Annotated in this window: 11 protein-coding genes; 8 read left to right on the top strand and 3 right to left on the bottom strand. The window is 46.7% G+C overall.

Annotated elements, in window-relative coordinates; translation table 11 throughout:
• Positions 1-117: 117 nt before the first annotated feature.
• The 8 genes from FSB84_RS21020 to FSB84_RS21055 all read left to right on the top strand — a co-directional run bounded on the left by FSB84_RS21020 (position 118) and on the right by FSB84_RS21055 (position 13196).
• Positions 118-3690 (top strand): SusC/RagA family TonB-linked outer membrane protein, encoded by a 3573-nt coding sequence (locus FSB84_RS21020; protein ID WP_158644043.1) that lies wholly within the window; start codon positions 118-120, stop codon positions 3688-3690.
• A 41-nt stretch (positions 3691-3731) separates the two neighbouring features.
• Positions 3732-5249, top strand: a complete 1518-nt coding sequence (locus FSB84_RS21025; RefSeq protein WP_158644044.1) for a RagB/SusD family nutrient uptake outer membrane protein — start codon at positions 3732-3734, stop codon at positions 5247-5249.
• 26 nt (positions 5250-5275) lie between these two features.
• On the top strand, positions 5276-6184 hold the full coding sequence (locus FSB84_RS21030) for a hypothetical protein (RefSeq protein WP_130539845.1): 909 nt from the start codon (positions 5276-5278) through the stop codon (positions 6182-6184).
• Positions 6185-6222: 38 nt separating this feature from the next.
• The gene (locus tag FSB84_RS21035) at positions 6223-8853 is read left to right on the top strand and encodes a zinc-dependent metalloprotease (protein WP_130539846.1); all 2631 of its coding nucleotides are present in this window, start codon (positions 6223-6225) and stop codon (positions 8851-8853) included.
• A 40-nt stretch (positions 8854-8893) separates the two neighbouring features.
• Entirely contained in the window at positions 8894-10534 is a 1641-nt protein-coding gene (locus FSB84_RS21040; protein WP_130539847.1) for a S8 family serine peptidase, read from the top strand.
• A gap of 231 nt (positions 10535-10765) precedes the next feature.
• The gene (locus FSB84_RS21045; protein WP_130539848.1) at positions 10766-11758 is read left to right on the top strand and encodes a 2-hydroxyacid dehydrogenase; all 993 of its coding nucleotides are present in this window, start codon (positions 10766-10768) and stop codon (positions 11756-11758) included.
• A 5-nt stretch (positions 11759-11763) separates the two neighbouring features.
• On the top strand, positions 11764-12150 hold the full coding sequence (locus FSB84_RS21050; RefSeq protein ID WP_130539849.1) for a barstar family protein: 387 nt from the start codon (positions 11764-11766) through the stop codon (positions 12148-12150).
• A 224-nt stretch (positions 12151-12374) separates the two neighbouring features.
• A complete protein-coding gene (locus FSB84_RS21055; RefSeq protein WP_130539850.1) occupies positions 12375-13196 on the top strand; it encodes an alpha/beta fold hydrolase in 822 nt (273 codons plus the stop codon).
• Positions 13197-13266: 70 nt separating this feature from the next.
• On the opposite strand, the gene katG is transcribed toward FSB84_RS21055, so the two are convergent.
• From katG to FSB84_RS21070, 3 genes are all read right to left on the bottom strand, one after another.
• Positions 13267-15534, bottom strand: a complete 2268-nt coding sequence (gene katG / locus FSB84_RS21060) for a catalase/peroxidase HPI (RefSeq protein WP_130539851.1) — start codon at positions 15532-15534, stop codon at positions 13267-13269.
• Between the two features lie 243 nt (positions 15535-15777).
• Positions 15778-16275: a YdeI/OmpD-associated family protein gene (locus FSB84_RS21065; RefSeq protein ID WP_130539852.1), complete on the bottom strand. Its 498-nt coding sequence runs from the start codon at positions 16273-16275 to the stop codon at positions 15778-15780.
• A gap of 18 nt (positions 16276-16293) precedes the next feature.
• The gene (locus tag FSB84_RS21070) at positions 16294-16923 is read right to left on the bottom strand and encodes a hypothetical protein (protein WP_130539853.1); all 630 of its coding nucleotides are present in this window, start codon (positions 16921-16923) and stop codon (positions 16294-16296) included.
• Positions 16924-16951: the final 28 nt, after the last annotated feature.

Below are 16951 nucleotides of genomic sequence, written 5' to 3' on the forward strand. Positions count from 1 at the left end.
AAAGCCTGCCAGACCTTTATTGTTTTACCTAAAACTAATTGCGAATTTATGCAATCTGTCCTGTTTTTTCAAAGGATACGATGTTTTCCGTATCCCTCCAGCCAAATTGTAAAAGTTATGAGATTGATTTCTTTCTTCATGCTTGTTCTTTGTTTGCAGGTGGCTGCAAAGACCGAAGGGCAAACTGTGAGTCTCTCAGCAAAGAACTCGAAGATCATCGAGGTGCTGAAAGCCATCCAGACCCAAACCGGGTACAGCATCATTGCCGGCCAAAAGGAACTGGATAAGGTAGGCCAGGTCAGCATTTCGGTAAAAGACATGCCCCTGGCCGATGCTTTGAAACTGGCGCTGAAAGGAAGCGGCATCGATTTTATCATTCAGGGCCGCACCATCACGCTGGTTGAAAGCAAAACTCCTTTGCCGGGAAATGCAGCAGAACCGGAAGTAGTGGTGATGCAGATCACGGGAAAAGTGATCACCTCTGCCGGTGTGCCGCTTTCCAATGTTTCCGTAATCAATCTCACAACAAAAAAAGGAACAGTCACCACGGCAGATGGCAGTTACAAGATCGAAGCCCTGCAGGGCGAGATACTGCTGTTCACCTATGTGGGTTATAAACAGCAACAGGTTAAAGTGGGCAGGTCTGCCACCGTCAATGTTGAGATGGAAATGGTGGGCACTGCAATGGAAGAATATGTTGTTACCGGTTATCAGACCGTGAACAAAAGAGATATGGTGGGCTCTTCCGCAACAGTGAAAGCAAAGGATATCTTCAATCCTGCTTCTACCACCATTGATGAAATGCTGCAGGGACAGATCGCAGGGGTGATGGTCACCAATTCCGGAAGCAGGGCAGGTAATACACCCACGGTAGAGATTCGCGGAACTTCCACCTTCCTGGGCAATAAATCACCGCTCTGGGTAGTGGATGGTATCATACAGCCTGACCCGCTGAAACTGGAAGGCAATGCCTCCCTGATGAGTGAGCTGAGAAATATCATCGGTAACCAGGTTTCCTGGCTGAATCCACTGGACATTGAATCGATCACTGTACTGAAAGATGCATCTGCCACTGCCATCTATGGCTCGAAGGCGTCCAATGGCGTTATCGTTATCACAACCAGGAAGATCGCAAGGGACAGAACTTCGGTCAACTATAACGGTTATGTTTCCATGACTGACCGTCCTGATTACAGCCGCTTCAACGTGATGAATTCCCAGGAACGCATCCTCACTTCCGAAGAAGCGCTCAACTGGGGCACACCCTATACATTCGTGCCGCTGAAACAAATGAATACTTTCGAAGGCATCCACAGGATGTATCTCGAAGGGAATATTTCACTGGAAACCTATCTCGCACAAAGAAAAAAACTGGAAAGCGCCAATACTGACTGGCTGGATATCCTTACACGCAACGCCGTTTCCCAAACCCATAACGTGAGTGTATCAGGTGGTACATTCAAAAACAGTTACCGTTTTTCACTTGGTTACAATAATGAACAAGGACAGGAAACAGGCAATGACAATAAACGATATACCGCTAACCTGGTGATCAATTCCCGTTTGTCTGACAAGATCACACTGAACACCTACCTCAACGGAACGATGACCCAAACCAATAGTTTCGCTCCGTCTGTGAATCCTATGACGTATGCACTGAGTACCAGTCGCGCCATTCCTGCCTATGAAGACGATGGCTCCCTGCTTTTCTACAATACTAGGGCATCTTATTTCCTGAATACGAACCGTGAAGCTTACGGCTTTAATTTATTGAATGAAAGGAATAATAGTGGCACTTCTGCAAAGAATACACAGATCAATGCAGCGATCGATTTTCAATGGAAACTCACGCCCTGGCTGACCTATCAGTTGAGAGGCGGTGTGTCTGTTTCCAATCTGACAGGTGAAAGTTATTTAGGTGCCAGGACCAATTATATCGCAAAAACATATCGCGGCTACGATTACAATGAATTCGGCCCGGGCACACCTGAATTCAAATCTGCGATCCTGCCATACGGAGGTCAGTTGTATACCAATAATGCAAAACAAACCACCAGTAATATCACCAATCTCCTGCAGTTCACGAAAGAGTTCAACAGGGACCATCGCATCAATGCGATGGCAGGGCAGGAGATCAGGTCAAATGAAGAGACCACCATCGCGAATACGGTATGGGGATACATGCCAGAGAATGGCAACCTGCTGGCGAAACCTACACCTATCAAAAACCTGGTTCCGATCACCGGGTCCTATTCATCGGACTGGGGCGTGTTCGATGCGTTGTATTCCGATCTGAACCCTTCCTGGAGCAAGAACAGGAACCTGACCAATTTCGCTTCCTATTTCGCCACATTCGCGTATTCCTTCAAGAACCGTTATGTGTTGAATGCAAATATCCGGAACGATATGTCTAATCGCTTCGGACAGGATGTAACCAAACGTTTCGATCCCAACTATTCATTTGGTTTATCATGGGATGTTTCGAGAGAGCCCTGGATCGAAAACAAATTGCCCTTCGTTGATATGATGCGCATTCGCGGATCCTATGGCATCAGGGGAAATGCGCTCACCAACAGGAGCAATGAATTAATACTCCGCCTCGGTTCGCTCGACAATACCTATTACGATTTCCTGAACAGGATCTACCAGTTACCGAATTTCAATTTGTCCTGGGAGAAAACCACCGACTGGAATATCGGTTTCGATATGGGTCTCTTCAAGGGAGTGAATGTTGTATTCGATTATTATTCCAAGAAATCGGACGTGATCCTGCCGCAGGATCTTCCGTATGAATATGGATTAGGCCTCAATACCATGGACATCAACGGCGGCCTTATCAATAACCGCGGTGCTGAGATCTCGATCGAGTTCATGCCCATCAACAAGAAAGACCTGTACCTGATGGTTCGCGTCAATTCTTCCAAAAATTTCAACAAGGTTGGAAAGGCTGTAACAACTGCCACGATGTATGAGTTGTTGCAGGGAAGCAGCAGCAAGATCTTGCGTGAAGGTTATCCTGTGTCTGGGTTCTGGTCCTTTTCCTATGCAGGTTTGAGTGGTGTGGATGGAAGGCCGCTCTTCAACAATATCGATGTACCTGCCGATCAGAAAAGTACTTTTGTAGACCCGCTCAGTTTTCTCGTTTATTCAGGGGAATCTGTTCCCAATTTCACTGGTGGCCTCAATATCAATTTCAGGTATAAGAATTTACTCTTCACCAGCCAGTTCGCTGCTTTGTTTGGGGCGAAGAAACGACTCTCTTCTCCTTATTCCAGTTTTTCCGGAGATGGCAGAATGCCTGCACCTGAAGCGAATCTCGACAGGGAATTGCTGGGCCGCTGGAAAAATCCGGGTGATGAAGCCTTTACCAATATTCCTGCAATGATCCGCGGAACGGATTATCGCTATGAGTTACCCAATCTGATCAGGTATTCCTGGTTGGATATGTGGGCGAGATCGGATATGAGAGTGATAGATGCCTCTTTCCTGCGATGCCGTCAACTGACGCTTGCCTGGGAGTTCGACGAGAAATTTTGCAAGCGGATCGGCGCTACCAAACTCAATGTGAATGCCAGTGTGGCCAATCCTTTCGTGATTGCCAGCAGCAGGCTCAATGGCTTCGATCCTGAGCTGCCCGGCAACCAGGTGATGCCGCGTACATACACGCTTGGATTAAATGTTAACTTTTAATGGTGTCTGCAATGAATACGAAATCGAAACTTATCATACTGATGATCATACTGGGATCCGCTGCGTCCTGCAAGAAATTCCTTGAACCGCAATCCCAGCAATATTTTGTACCGAAAGACGCCAGCGCTATCAACAGCATGTTGCTCGGCAATGGCTATCCGCGCAATCAACTGGATTGCGGTGAGATCACTGCCGGCCTCCAGGTACTGGATGATGATATCGCTCTTACTACCGGTACTGCTGCATTTGTAAGTGATGCTAATTTTTACAATGCATTGTTCCATACGTTCACCTGGCAGGCTGAGATGCATACGCAGATGCGGGACAATGGAGGATATGGAAAGTATAAAAATCTCTGGGATCTCACGTATAAGCTGATCCTGGGAACCAATGCGGCACTCGATTATGTAGATATCGTGGAAGGAACAAAACTGGAAAAGAATAAAATCAAAGCACAGGCTTATGCTTTAAGAGGATTTTACTTTTTCCATCTGGTGAATCTGTTCGGCGAGCCTTATAACCATAATCCACAAGCGCCGGGCGTGCCATTGAAATTATCGAGCAAGATAGAAAATGAGGAAATTCCGAGGAATACGGTTAAAGAAGTATATGACCAGGTGGTGAAGGACCTGAAAGAAGCAGAGAGTTATTACCTGCAATTGCCGGAGTCTTCACAGTTTGCGCCTGATTTCCGCACCAGCCTGCCGATGGTCCAACTGTTGCTGTCCAGGGTTTATCTGTACATGGAAAACTGGAAAGAAGCGGCCAGCTATGCGCAACAGGTGATCAGGGATAACCGGTTCTCGCTGCTCGATCTCAATACGCTTCAGTTGGCGCCTGTTGGAGGCAGAAGACTTTATCATCCTTTCACTTCTTTCAAATCCCCTGAAGTGATCTGGCTCTATGGGCTCAACGGTCAGGATATCACCCCCTGGGTATTCACCAATACTTACCTCACTGCAGCATTTAAAACAGAGCGATATTTTCTTGCGGCCCCTGAACTGGTGAACAGCTTTGAAACTGGCGATCTCAGGAAAGAATGGTATATCAGCCGGGACCAGGACAATGACAATGTATTCCTGGCATATGGAAAGGGAGTACCTTATCTGACCAATTCCAATCTTTTGCTGGCAGAAGTCTTTTCACGCGCTTTCCGTCTTTCAGAAGCCTACCTGAATCTCGCCGAGGCGGGCGCAAAGTCTGCTGAAGTAGGTGTTAACGTGGCAACCGATGCACTGAATGCGCTTCGCATCAAACGTTTCAAACCGGAAAACTATGTTCCTGTTTCAGGTGTCACCGGAGATGCGCTGGTGCAGATGGTGCGTGAAGAGCGTCGTATGGAATTATGCTATGAAGCCCATCGCTGGTTTGATCTGCGCCGTTATGGAATGCCCGGCATTACCCATACATGGCGCGTAGGGCTCAACGCCGCGAATCCGTTGAATACCTATACGCTCAAAGAAAAAGACCCTGCCTATACACTTCCCATACCTGAAGAAGTGATGAACAGGAACCGGGCGCTGGAACAAAATAAACTGGCTCCCAAAAGAGACAACTAGTATCAGGAAAACAGAAATACTGTAAAATGAAAAAAAACTTTATATATATATCGATCGCAGGAATGTTCCTACTGGCTTCCTGTTCCAAAGAAGATGCAATTGTTCCGAGAGAGGATTCTCCTTTCGGTACGCGCTATGAGTTCCCGCAGGGGAACCATGCGTATGATGCAACGGCCAAAGAGATTTTCGATCAGTTCGGCATCCGTTTTATCTATACGGGTTTCGATTCCACCCATCTGAACCGCGCATGGCAGGGATCCACCCAGATCTACAGTGGAAAGCCGCTCAATGATGAGCAGGCAATTTATCATATCAATTTCATGAAAGAACAGGTGTTCAGTTTTCTCAAACCTGAATATGCAAAAGATATCTTTCCCCCTTACCTGTATTTAGTGAACAACTATTACTATCCCTCGGGTACCAATAAGGTGTATAGCACCGTGTACCTGGGTGGCGTTGATTTCTGGGTGAACTCGCTGTTCACGGATGCGCAAAGTACGCCTCCGGTGCCAGCTGCAAAACTAAAAGAGACCAGGGTGAGGATCCTGGCCAATGCCATTAAGATCGCATACGACAGGAAAAAGATAAATGATGCGCCCGCATTCCATTCTTTGTTTGATTATGTAACAGAGATCAAACAATACTCTTTCGAGGGAGAACATTTTTTCAGGTACAGGGGATTCCTGGGTGACCTGGATGCAACAGGTTATGCATTCTCCACTTACCTGCCTACAGGAGCCACTATCAAATACCTGACACCTGCTTATAATTTCAAAGGGTATGTATTTCTGTGCATGCGCTATACTGCCGCAGAATTGCAATCGCTCTTCCCGATAGCCACCTATCCGAAAATTCACCAGGCAAGAACTGCCATGCTCAATTATTTTAAAGACAACTATGATCTGGACCTGGAGGCCATAGCTCAACCTCTGTAAACTGATTCCCTAAATAAGGCGATTAAATAGTAAAGTGTATGAAAAAGAATCTATTTGCATTCTTCGGGGCATTATTGTGCCTGCTAAGTCACAAGAATGCTTCCGCTCAATTGTTTGGTAAGAAAAAAAAGCAGGCGCCCGTAACGAATGCTGCTCCCGCAAAACCCTATGTACGGGAATCTGATTATGACAGGCTTTTGAAAGGCGCACAGAAAGCAACCAGCAATTTTGTGACCCTTTACAAGGTGAAGGAAAAACTGTATTTCGAGATCCCGGTGAAATACCTCAACCGGGAGATGCTGGTGGCATCCACTCTCAGTGAAGTATCCGACAATGCTTTTGGTGCGGTTGGTTATAAAGCAAACAATCCACTCCATGTGAAATTTGTGGTGGAAGATTCAGTCGCATTCATCCAGCAATTGAATGTAAGGGTTACTTCAGATGATAATACTGATGGAGGAAAAGAAGCTATCAGCAAGAACTTTGGAACTTCTGTTATTGCCAAAAGCAGGATCGAAGCCTGGAGCAAGGACAGCAGCGCCATTGTAGTGGATTTCACCAATTTGTTTGTGTCTGATTTCAAACCATTCGGTTTTCTTCCAAAAGGTGGATTCCTCTCGGGTGAATTCAAAAGAGACAATTCAGCCCTGGGAGCCATCAAGGCATTTGATGATAATTTTTCCATTACATCAACCATGTCCTATGACTTGTCTATCACAGTACTGTTCTTCACTTTGTTAGACAAGTATCCCATGTCTGCAAAAGTAACAAGGTCTTTCCTTTTACTTCCCGAGGAGAAAATGAAACCGCGTATCGCCGATGCGCGTGTTGGTATTTTCCCAACCGATAAATTACAGTTCTCCCAGCAAAAAGATGGAAGCTTCAAATATGCACTGGCTAACCGCTGGCGCCTGGAGCCTTCTAACCCTGAGGCTTATGCGAGGGGAGAGAAAGTAGCGCCGGTAAAGCCAATCCTGTTTTATGTTGACAACGCATTTCCTGAAAAATGGAAAGAGCCCATCCGCAAATCTGTGCTTCGCTGGAATACTGCTTTTGAAGCCATCGGTTTCAAAGATGCAGTACAGGTGAAAGATTTTCCGGTGAATGATCCGGGCTTCGATCCGGACAACCTGAAATACTCCTGTATCCGTTACCTGCCTTCTTCCACAGAGAATGCCATGGGGCCTTCCTGGGTTGATCCTGCTACCGGTGAGATCATTTCGGCCACGGTGCTGGTATACAATGATGTGGTGCGCTTGCTGAACAAATGGCGTTACGTGCAGACGGCACAATTGGATGAAAGCATTCGCAGCGGTAAATTGACTGATGAACTTTTCAATGAATCACTGGAATATGTGGTAGGCCATGAAGTGGGCCATTGTCTTGGTTTCATGCACAATATGGCTTCTTCCAATGCTTTCCCGGTTGATTCCCTGAGGTCTGCAAGTTTTACGCAGCAATATGGCACAACGCCTTCCATCATGGATTATGCGCGTTTCAACTATGTAGCACAGCCGCAGGACAAACAGGTGAAACTGACGCCTCCGGTACTGGGTGAGTATGATTATTTCCTGGTAAAATGGAATTATCAACCTGTGTCCGGAACTAAGAACGAATGGGATGAGCAGGCAACCCTGGAAAGCTGGGTGGATGCCAAAGCAGGTGATCCGATCTATCGCTATGGTAAGCAGCAGATCCTTTCCCGCTATGATCCCAGTTCTATCGAAGAAGACCTTGGTAATGATCCTGTAAAGGCCAGTGAGTATGGTATTCTGAACCTGAAATATATCCTCTCCAATCTCGATAACTGGGTGAAGGATGATCCTGATTTCAGTTACCGCCAGGGGATCTATGACGAAATTTCGCTTCAGTATTACCGTTATATTCGCAACGTCCTGTACAATATAGGAGGAATTTACCTGAATGATGTTAAAGATGGTACGGCAGGAAAACTGCACCAGTCTGTTCCCAAAGACCTGCAGCAGAATGCACTTAAATGGACGCTCAAAGAATACCGGAATGCAGACTGGCTGAACAATGCACAATTGAGAAAAAAACTGCCACTGGGCCTGGACCCTTCCGTTTCAATCAGGGGGAAATTCCTTGGCGATCTCAAAAAACTTACAAAGAATGTATTGTTGTCTTCCCATATTTCCGATAGCCCATATGGAGTAGGAGAGTACCTCAATGATCTGTTTGCAGGTGCTTTCGAAGGAGCCATTGCAGGACGCAAATTAAGCGCCAGTGATATCGGATTGCAGAATTTCATTGCAGACATGACGCTGGAGCCTTTTGAAGAAAAGAAATCCGCCGGGCTTTTTGGACTGACTGACCAGGCTTTCTCCCCTTCAATAGATGAGGTTATTGCATATGACCTGGATCCAACAGGATTCGTGAAAAAATATGCAAGTCAAATAAGGGAAATCGAAAGCAAGGAAGGCGACGGTGCGCTTACAACAAAGATATTGTTACAGCAATTCGGGGACAGCCCTGGTTTCCAGAAGGAAATTACTACAGCAGCCATCGACAATACAAAGTTGTACCTGCTGGATATTGCACAGAAAATTCAAAAGCTGGTAAATGCAAAAGCGAAAACTGCAACTGGTGATGACAGGCTGCACTACCAGGCATTGGCTCTGCGTATCAACAAAGTGCTGAAGAATAATTAAAGAGATCATCTGCTTATTAATGCTCATCTAAAATAGAATAATGAAACGAGTTCAACTGATCGTATTGTTTTTTGTTTCGTCTTTAGCAGCTCATTCACAGGTAAAATCCCTTTTGAAAGCTCCTCTTGGCTGGGAACACCTTGACCTGGAGCAGGACTCGGTTTGGGGTTGCTCCATCAACAAAGCGTACGAATTCCTGAAGCAATTCACACCCAGGCAAAAAGTGGTGGTAGCCATTGTGGATGCCGGCGGAGATGTAAATCATGAGGATCTTAAAAATAAATTGTGGGTAAATAAAGGTGAGATCCCTGGTGATCATATCGATAATGATAAAAACGGTTATATAGATGATATACATGGCTGGAATTTTGTTGGCTATCCTGACGGAAAGCAACAGGTGAGAGGCATCCTGGAGGTGAATCGCGAGTTATTAAGATTGAAAGACCGGTTCCTGGATGCAGACTCAACAAAGCTTTCAAAAAAAGAAATGAAGGAGTACCGGTATTTCCGGGATGTTGTGATGACCAAACCCGGCCTGCCAAGTACATTCCGCAAGGTGGCCGAAACGGAACAGTATTTAAAGTATATCCCGGATTTTACTGCCCAGTTGAAGGAGAAATGTTCCAATCCTGATGAAGTATTCAGGTATGCTTTCAGTTATAAGATCAGTCCGTCCGATAAGGGCGATAAAACTGCTGGCAATGCATTCTATTTCTTTGAAAGTAAATTACGAGGGCTGCCGGTTTCAAAATGGGATTCCATAGTTTCACAAAAAGAAAACTGGAAAAAAGAAGTACGCCAGGAATTTGAAGATGCTTGTAAGACGAATCAAAAATATATAGATAGTCTTGCCATCATCGATCCACATCAAACAAATCTGAAAGAACGTTACTACGGTAATTCCAATCTGTATGCCAGGGGAGCAGACCATGGTACGCATGTAGGCGGCACAATTGGCGCGGAGCGGAATAACGGGATCGGCATGAATGGTATTGCCGATGCGGCGTTGATGTTTGTTCGCATCCTTGCTTATTTCGAAGATGAAACAGATAAGAATGTAGCCGCAGGTATCATGTATGCAGTGGAGAATGGCGCCAAAGTAATCAATATGAGTTTTGGAAAGTACCTGACCCCTCATCCTGAACTGGTGTATGCTGCCTTTCGCTATGCTGAAAAGAAAGGTGTGCTGCTGGTTCATGCAGCTGGTAATGATTCAAGGGATGTGGACACGCAGGTCCATTATCCTTATAAGAAGATTGCAAAAAAGCGCGCTGTAAGAAATGTGATAGAAGTAGGGGCTTCCACCTGGGAGGGACAACCGTCTTCTTTCAGTAATTATGGAAAAAATACAGTGGATGTGTTTGCTCCCGGCAGTGATATCTATTCCACTATTCCAGACAACAAATATTTGCCGCAAAGTGGTACCAGCATGGCCACGCCTGTTGTATCCGGAATTGCGGCCTTGATCTGGACTTATTTCCCTGATCTGTCGGCGGAACAAATGATCGATATTTTGAAGAGGAGTGTGGTGTCCCGTAAAGGTGTGCAGGTAATGGCTCCCGGAGGATCAGTACAGGGGAAATCTACAATCGATTTTGGAGAGCTTTGCAGCTCCGGCGGAATTGTGAATGCTTATCGTGCTGCGCAACTTGCGGCAGAGGTAAGCAAGGGAAAGAAATAGTAGAATAATGGAAAACATCCGGTAATCATTTTTGTCGGAGCATGGTTATGAAAAAGAAATATAACGGCCCCGTTGCACATTCGCAGCGTGGCCGTTATGATTTAATACGGGCTTACAAAAATCTTACACAATACCGTAAGAATAGTTGCTGAATATGGCAGTTCGTGATCAGAAAATGATGGCCTGTTGAATCGGAGCTTCCTGATAGTATTATTGTAGTATATTCATCTTATGAAAATCGTTTTCTTTTCTGCCAAACCTTACGATAAGCAATTTTTCAGCAGGCACAATGCGTCTTATGATTTCGGGCTTGAATTCCTGGAAACACATCTCGGGCCGCATATCGTGAATGCAGTTGAGCCGGGCACTGCTGCTGTATGTGTGTTTGTGAATGACCGTCTAACCAAAGAAGTGATCGAAGTGCTGGCGGCAAAGGGCGTAAAGATCATCGCACTTCGTTGTGCAGGCTTCAATAATGTGGACCTCAAAGCTGCGCAGCAGGCCGGTATCCATGTATGCCGCGTTCCTGCGTATTCTCCTGAAGCCGTTGCTGAACATGCTGTAGCGATGTTGCTTACACTAAATAGAAAAATACACAAAGCATATAACCGGGTACGTGAGCAGAACTTTGCATTGAACGGATTACTTGGTTTCAACCTGCATGGAAAAACGATCGGTGTGATCGGAATGGGAAAGATCGGGCAGGCATTCTGCCGCATCGTGAAAGGTTTTGGCTGTACGATCGTTGCTTATGATCCATACGCAAATGCAAAGTTGATACCGGATGTTGAATTCACCTCGCTGGAAGAGCTCCTGAAAAGGTCGGACATCATTTCCCTGCATTGCCCGCTGACGCCGGACAATCATCATTTCATCAATGCAACTACTATTGCACAAATGAAAAAAGGTGTGACGATAGTCAATACAAGTCGTGGTGCATTGATCGATACAAAAGATGCCATTGAAGCATTGAAATCCGGCCATATCGGCAACCTGGCGATTGATGTGTACGAGCAGGAAGAGAACTTATTCTTCAGGGATCTTTCAGCAGAGATCATTCCTGATGATATGATCCAGCGCTTGATGAGTTTTCCCAATGTGCTTGTGACAGGGCATCAGGCTTTTTTTACTGTCGAGGCACTGGACCAGATCGCGGCCACTACGCTACATTCGGTGAATGAATTGAGTAATGGGCGCATACCTGCAGACGTTATGGTAAAATAAAAGCTATGAAGCAGTTGATCATTGAAGGCAGCCGTATCCACGATATCCGATCTTTCTACGATGAGATCAATCGTGTATTCATGGCTGCGGAAGACTGGAAGCTCGGGCCGAGTCTGGATGCTTTCAATGATCTGCTGTATGGCGGGTTTGGCGCTATCGGAAACAATGAGCCAGTGGAATTGATCTGGAACAATATTGAAGCCTGCAAAGCAGCGCTTGGTTACGAAACCACAAAAAGATACTACGAAGAAAAGCTCCTGCCCGGATCGCCTTTCAATAAAATATATTTCCAGGAGAAACTGGAAGAGCTCAATCAGGGGAAAGGACAAACTTATTTCGATATTTTGATGGAGATCATTGCAGGGCACCCGAACATAACGCTCAGGAGCTAAAGAAATATTTCATTTTTATCGTTCTCTTTTTTATCTTCATTGTCCCCTTCTCATAAACGCTGAAAATTTATCCCTGCAAGCCATAATTCAGCCCGGTATTGATTCCTGTTCAATAGTAGGGAACAATTGTATGCTTTTATCCGTCCTGCCAACATTGATTGCTGCTTCGTCTTGCTATCTGAAACGTCCAACTCAACCATAGTCATAACTCAAAAACTAATCAAATGAGCAAGATCAAAGTAAAAGATGGTACCGAGATTTTCTACAAGGATTGGGGTACTGGCCAACCGATCGTATTCCATCATGGCTGGCCATTGTCTTCCGATGACTGGGATGCACAAATGTTCTTTTTCCTGGAAAATGGTTTCAGGGTGATCGCGCACGATAGAAGAGGGCATGGACGCTCAACCCAAACACCGAACGGGCATGAAATGGATACCTATGCAGCTGATGTTGCGGAGCTGGTGAAAGCGCTCGATCTGAAAGATGCGATCCATGTTGGTCATTCTACCGGCGGTGGAGAAGTGATCCGCTATGCGAACAAATTCGGCAAGGGACGTATTGCAAGAGCCGTGCTGATCAGCGCTGTGCCGCCGGTGATGGTGAAGTCTGCCACCAATCCGGATGGAGTGGACATTTCAGTTTTTGATGATATCCGGAACAATACGGCTAAACATCGTGCACAATTCTACCAGGATATCACTTTCCCGTTCTACGGTTATAACAGGCCGGGAGCCAGGGTTTCACAGGGGATTCAGGACAATTGGTGGAGACAGGGAATGATGGGATCCATCAAGGCGCATTATGATTGTATCAAGGCATTTTCTGAAACGGATTTTACGGAAGACCTGAAAGGTGTGGATATTCCGGTGCTGGTGATGCATGGAGAAGATGATCAGATAGTGCCTTATGCGAATTCTGCACCGAAGTCGGCTAAACTTGCGAAGAACGGTAAACTGATCTCTTATCCGGGCTTTCCGCATGGTATGCCAACTACAGAACATGAAACCATCAACAAGGACCTGCTGGCGTGGATCAGATCATAGAAAAGGGAAAAAATATAAAACAGTAAAAAGGCGCGGAACTCCGCGCCTTTTTTATACATGCTACTTCTTGTTACTGAATGTCGAATCTGTCGAGGTTCATCACTTTGTTCCAGGCGGCAACAAAGTCTCTCACGAATTTCTCTTTTCCATCTGCACTTCCATACACTTCTGCAATGGCGCGTAGTTCTGCATTGGAACCGAATACGAGATCCGCGCGGGTGGCTGTCCATTTGGCTGCACCTGACTTGCGATCGCTGCCCTCATAAAGCTCCTGGTCCGGAGATGCGGCTTTCCAGGCAGTATTCATGTCCAGCAGGTTGGTGAAGAAATCGTTAGTGAGTTGTCCGGGACGGGTGGTGAGCACGCCATGTTTCGATCCGTCGAAATTGGCGTTCAGTACGCGTAAGCCACCAACCAGCACTGTCAGCTCGGGGGCAGAGAGTGTGAGCAGCTGCGCTTTGTCTATCAGCCATTCTTCCGTTGATACATGCGATCTGTGCTTGCGGTAGTTGCGGAAACCATCTGCTAACGGTTCCAGGTAACCGATAGACTCAACATCTGTCTGTTCCTGCGTTGCGTCGGTACGGCCTGGAGTAAATGGAACATTGATGGAATGTCCTGCATCCTTTGCTGCTTTTTCCACGCCTGCGCAACCTGCGAGAACGATCAGGTCAGCCAGGGAAACTTTCTTATTACCGGCATTGAATTCTTTCTGTATGCTTTCAAGCGTTGAGAGTACTTTCTGCAGTTGTGAAGGGTTGTTCACCTGCCAGTATTTTTGCGGAGCGAGACGGATGCGTGCACCATTGGCGCCCCCGCGTTTATCGGAACCGCGGAATGTGGAAGCGGAAGCCCATGCGGTGGATACGAGCTCGGATACGTTCAATCCTGAAGCGAGTACTTTTGCTTTGAGTGAAGCGATATCATTGTTGTCGATCAGCGGATGGTCTACTTCAGGGAGCGGGTCCTGCCAGATCAAAACCTCGGACGGTACGTCCGGGCCGAGATAACGGACACGCGGGCCCATATCGCGGTGCGTGAGCTTGAACCAGGCGCGTGCGAATGCATCTGCAAAAGCATCGGGATTTTCCAGGAAATGCCTGGAAATTTTTTCATACACCGGATCGAATCTCAGTGAGAGATCGGTGGTGAGCATGGTTGGACGATGTTTTTTTGAAGCGTCGAATGCATCGGGAATGATATTCTCAGCATTCTTTGCCACCCACTGATGCGCACCAGCCGGGCTTTTGGTGAGCTCGTATTCGAAGTTGAAGAGATTCTCGAAAAAGTTATTGCTCCATTTGGTAGGCGTGGTGGTCCAGGTTACTTCAAGGCCACTGGTGATTGTGTCAGCACCTTTACCCGAACCGAAGCTGTTGCTCCATCCCAGGCCCTGCGCTTCCAGTCCTGCTGCTTCCGGTTCTTTCCCAACATGCGTTGCAGGCGCTGCGCCATGGGTTTTACCGAAGCTGTGGCCACCAGCGATCAATGCCACCGTTTCTTCATCATTCATTGCCATTCTGCTGAATGTATCACGGATATCCTTAGCTGCTGCAATAGGATCGGGATTTCCATCAGGCCCTTCAGGGTTCACATAGATCAGTCCCATCTGTACAGCAGCGAGTGGTTTCTCGAGGTTGCGGCCATGTATATGACCATCGGCATCATCATCGGAAGATACTACGCCGTGCGCTTCGGCAACGCCGGGAGAGCCATGTGCATAACGGATATCGCCACCGAGCCATTTCTGCTCAGAGCCCCAGTATACATCTTCATCCGGTTCCCAAACATCAGGGCGGCCACCGGCAAAACCGAAAGTTTTGAAGCCCATGGATTCCAGCGCCACGTTCCCGGTAAGGATCAACAGGTCTGCCCAGGATATTTTATTACCATATTTCTGTTTGATGGGCCACAGGAGCCTGCGCGCCTTGTCGAGGCTCACATTATCGGGCCAGCTATTGAGAGGTGCGAATCTCTGTTGACCGGAACCTGCGCCACCGCGGCCATCGAATACACGGTAGGTGCCGGCACTATGCCAGGCCATCCGGATGAAGAGGGGGCCATAATGACCAAAGTCTGCGGGCCACCAGTCCTGCGAATCGGTCATGAGTGCATGCAGGTCTTTTTTTACTGCTTCCAGGTCCAGGGTCCTGAAGGCTTCGGCATAGTTGAAGTCTTCATCCATCGGATCTGATTTTGTGGAGTGCTGGCGAAGGATATTCAGCTTGAGCTGATTGGGCCACCAGTCGCGGTTCCTGGTTCCGCCACCACCAACGTTCGGCTTCAGGCTGCCATTGTGGAAAGGGCATTTGCTGAGGTCTTTAGTTTCTTTTTCCATTTTTATCAGTTTATGGTATTGAATGAATATGGAGCCACCTGTATGTGGTGCAGGGCATAAAAGTATGCTTTCAGAATTATAGTTGTTATCGATTAATTCTATACTTCAATAGTTAAAAACTATCAGGAAGATCGGGCGGTTCCAGAAATACTGATCCTGCGTCCGGGTGTGAAGGGGAAAATGTGTTATATGAACTGCTGTCTGTTCAAATATACTGGAATTTGCGGACTGGCGATATTAAGCTCAGGGTTTATCCCTGCCTATGAATCTTTCCTCTCCGAGGAGGAACCTGATGGCTCTGTTGATATTCTTTTGAAGGCTTTCCGGTGTTTTCAGATTTGCCAGGTACTTTACAATTTCCTTTTGCGTGGAGTTGTTCAATTGCTTAAAAACCTTCGCGGCATCTTTATTGGCTTTTAGTGCCTTTGTGAAAGCGGGAGGCGTTTCGATGGTTCGCGGCTCAGGATCGAATGCGATACTGATACTGATCCGTTCCCCGATCCTTTCCGGAGATTTTTTCAGCATAGTGGTGTTGATGTACAGGCGCCATACACCCAGGTGCCGCACGAGATTCTGTTTGTAAGCATGATTCTTGATGCTTCCTTTGACGGGAATTGGGCTGCGGTCTTTTCCTGCCTGTTTGAAAATGGCAGTGAGCACCTTTTCCGGCACCGGCACAAATGGGTTGATGCCGATGATCTCAATGGTTGCTTTGAAAGAGTATTCCTTTCCGTTCTGCATCCTGTAAACTTATGGCTTTTAATGATCAATTCCAGCCAGCCAGTCTTCCAGCCGCCTGCGGCAGATATCCTGAGGATTGTATCTTTCTTTACCTCCGATGGATGCATCGCTTTGCGTGGCCAGCCATTCCACAAAAGAAGGTTCGTCCTGAAAGCTCAGTTTGGGTATGATGTCTCCGTCCCAGATCGGACCAAAATAGAAAACGCCATCACGCTTTTCAAGGCCGGTGCCGCAATAATCGCGGTGCGCATATCCGATATTGTTATGGTTGAGTGCAGTGGCTACCGCCTGCGCCAGTTCAGGGCCGAAGGGAACTACAGACAATTCCACTTTTGGAGGTTTTACCGGCCCGGGTTTGATATATGGACTGGTACTGTAATGGAATTGGTTTTCCCTGAGGTTGATGCTGATGCTGAAATTGAGCGGATCAGGATTATCGAACCATTCATCGATATCGTTCCTGAAACGCTGATCGAGATTCCAGAAGATGGAAATACTGCCGTCTTCCCGTGTGCCGTTGACTGTTAGTAAGGTGAGTGCATCGGGCCTGTATTCGCCGGTCACATGGCCTTTGATGCATTTCGCTTTTTCCAGTTTTTGCAACAGGTAGCGTTCGATGGCTTCTTTCAGTTCAGTTTTTGATCTCATAAGTATACAGCGCAATAAAATAAACGAA

The organism is Pseudobacter ginsenosidimutans (assembly GCF_007970185.1).
GTDB lineage: Bacteria > Bacteroidota > Bacteroidia > Chitinophagales > Chitinophagaceae > Pseudobacter > Pseudobacter ginsenosidimutans.

Bases quoted from the DNA above. Each gene is read 5' to 3' on its own strand.
- FSB84_RS21020 (WP_158644043.1), top strand. From the start codon at position 118: ATGAGATTGATTTCTTTCTTCATGCTTGTTCTTTGTTTGCAGGTGGCT.
- FSB84_RS21025 (WP_158644044.1), top strand. From the start codon at position 3,732: ATGATCATACTGGGATCCGCTGCGTCCTGCAAGAAATTCCTTGAACCG.
- FSB84_RS21030 (WP_130539845.1), top strand. From the start codon at position 5,276: ATGAAAAAAAACTTTATATATATATCGATCGCAGGAATGTTCCTACTG.
- FSB84_RS21035 (WP_130539846.1), top strand. From the start codon at position 6,223: ATGAAAAAGAATCTATTTGCATTCTTCGGGGCATTATTGTGCCTGCTA.
- FSB84_RS21040 (WP_130539847.1), top strand. From the start codon at position 8,894: ATGAAACGAGTTCAACTGATCGTATTGTTTTTTGTTTCGTCTTTAGCA.
- FSB84_RS21045 (WP_130539848.1), top strand. From the start codon at position 10,766: ATGAAAATCGTTTTCTTTTCTGCCAAACCTTACGATAAGCAATTTTTC.
- FSB84_RS21050 (WP_130539849.1), top strand. From the start codon at position 11,764: ATGAAGCAGTTGATCATTGAAGGCAGCCGTATCCACGATATCCGATCT.
- FSB84_RS21055 (WP_130539850.1), top strand. From the start codon at position 12,375: ATGAGCAAGATCAAAGTAAAAGATGGTACCGAGATTTTCTACAAGGAT.
- katG (WP_130539851.1), bottom strand. From the start codon at position 15,534: ATGGAAAAAGAAACTAAAGACCTCAGCAAATGCCCTTTCCACAATGGC.
- FSB84_RS21065 (WP_130539852.1), bottom strand. From the start codon at position 16,275: ATGCAGAACGGAAAGGAATACTCTTTCAAAGCAACCATTGAGATCATC.
- FSB84_RS21070 (WP_130539853.1), bottom strand. From the start codon at position 16,923: ATGAGATCAAAAACTGAACTGAAAGAAGCCATCGAACGCTACCTGTTG.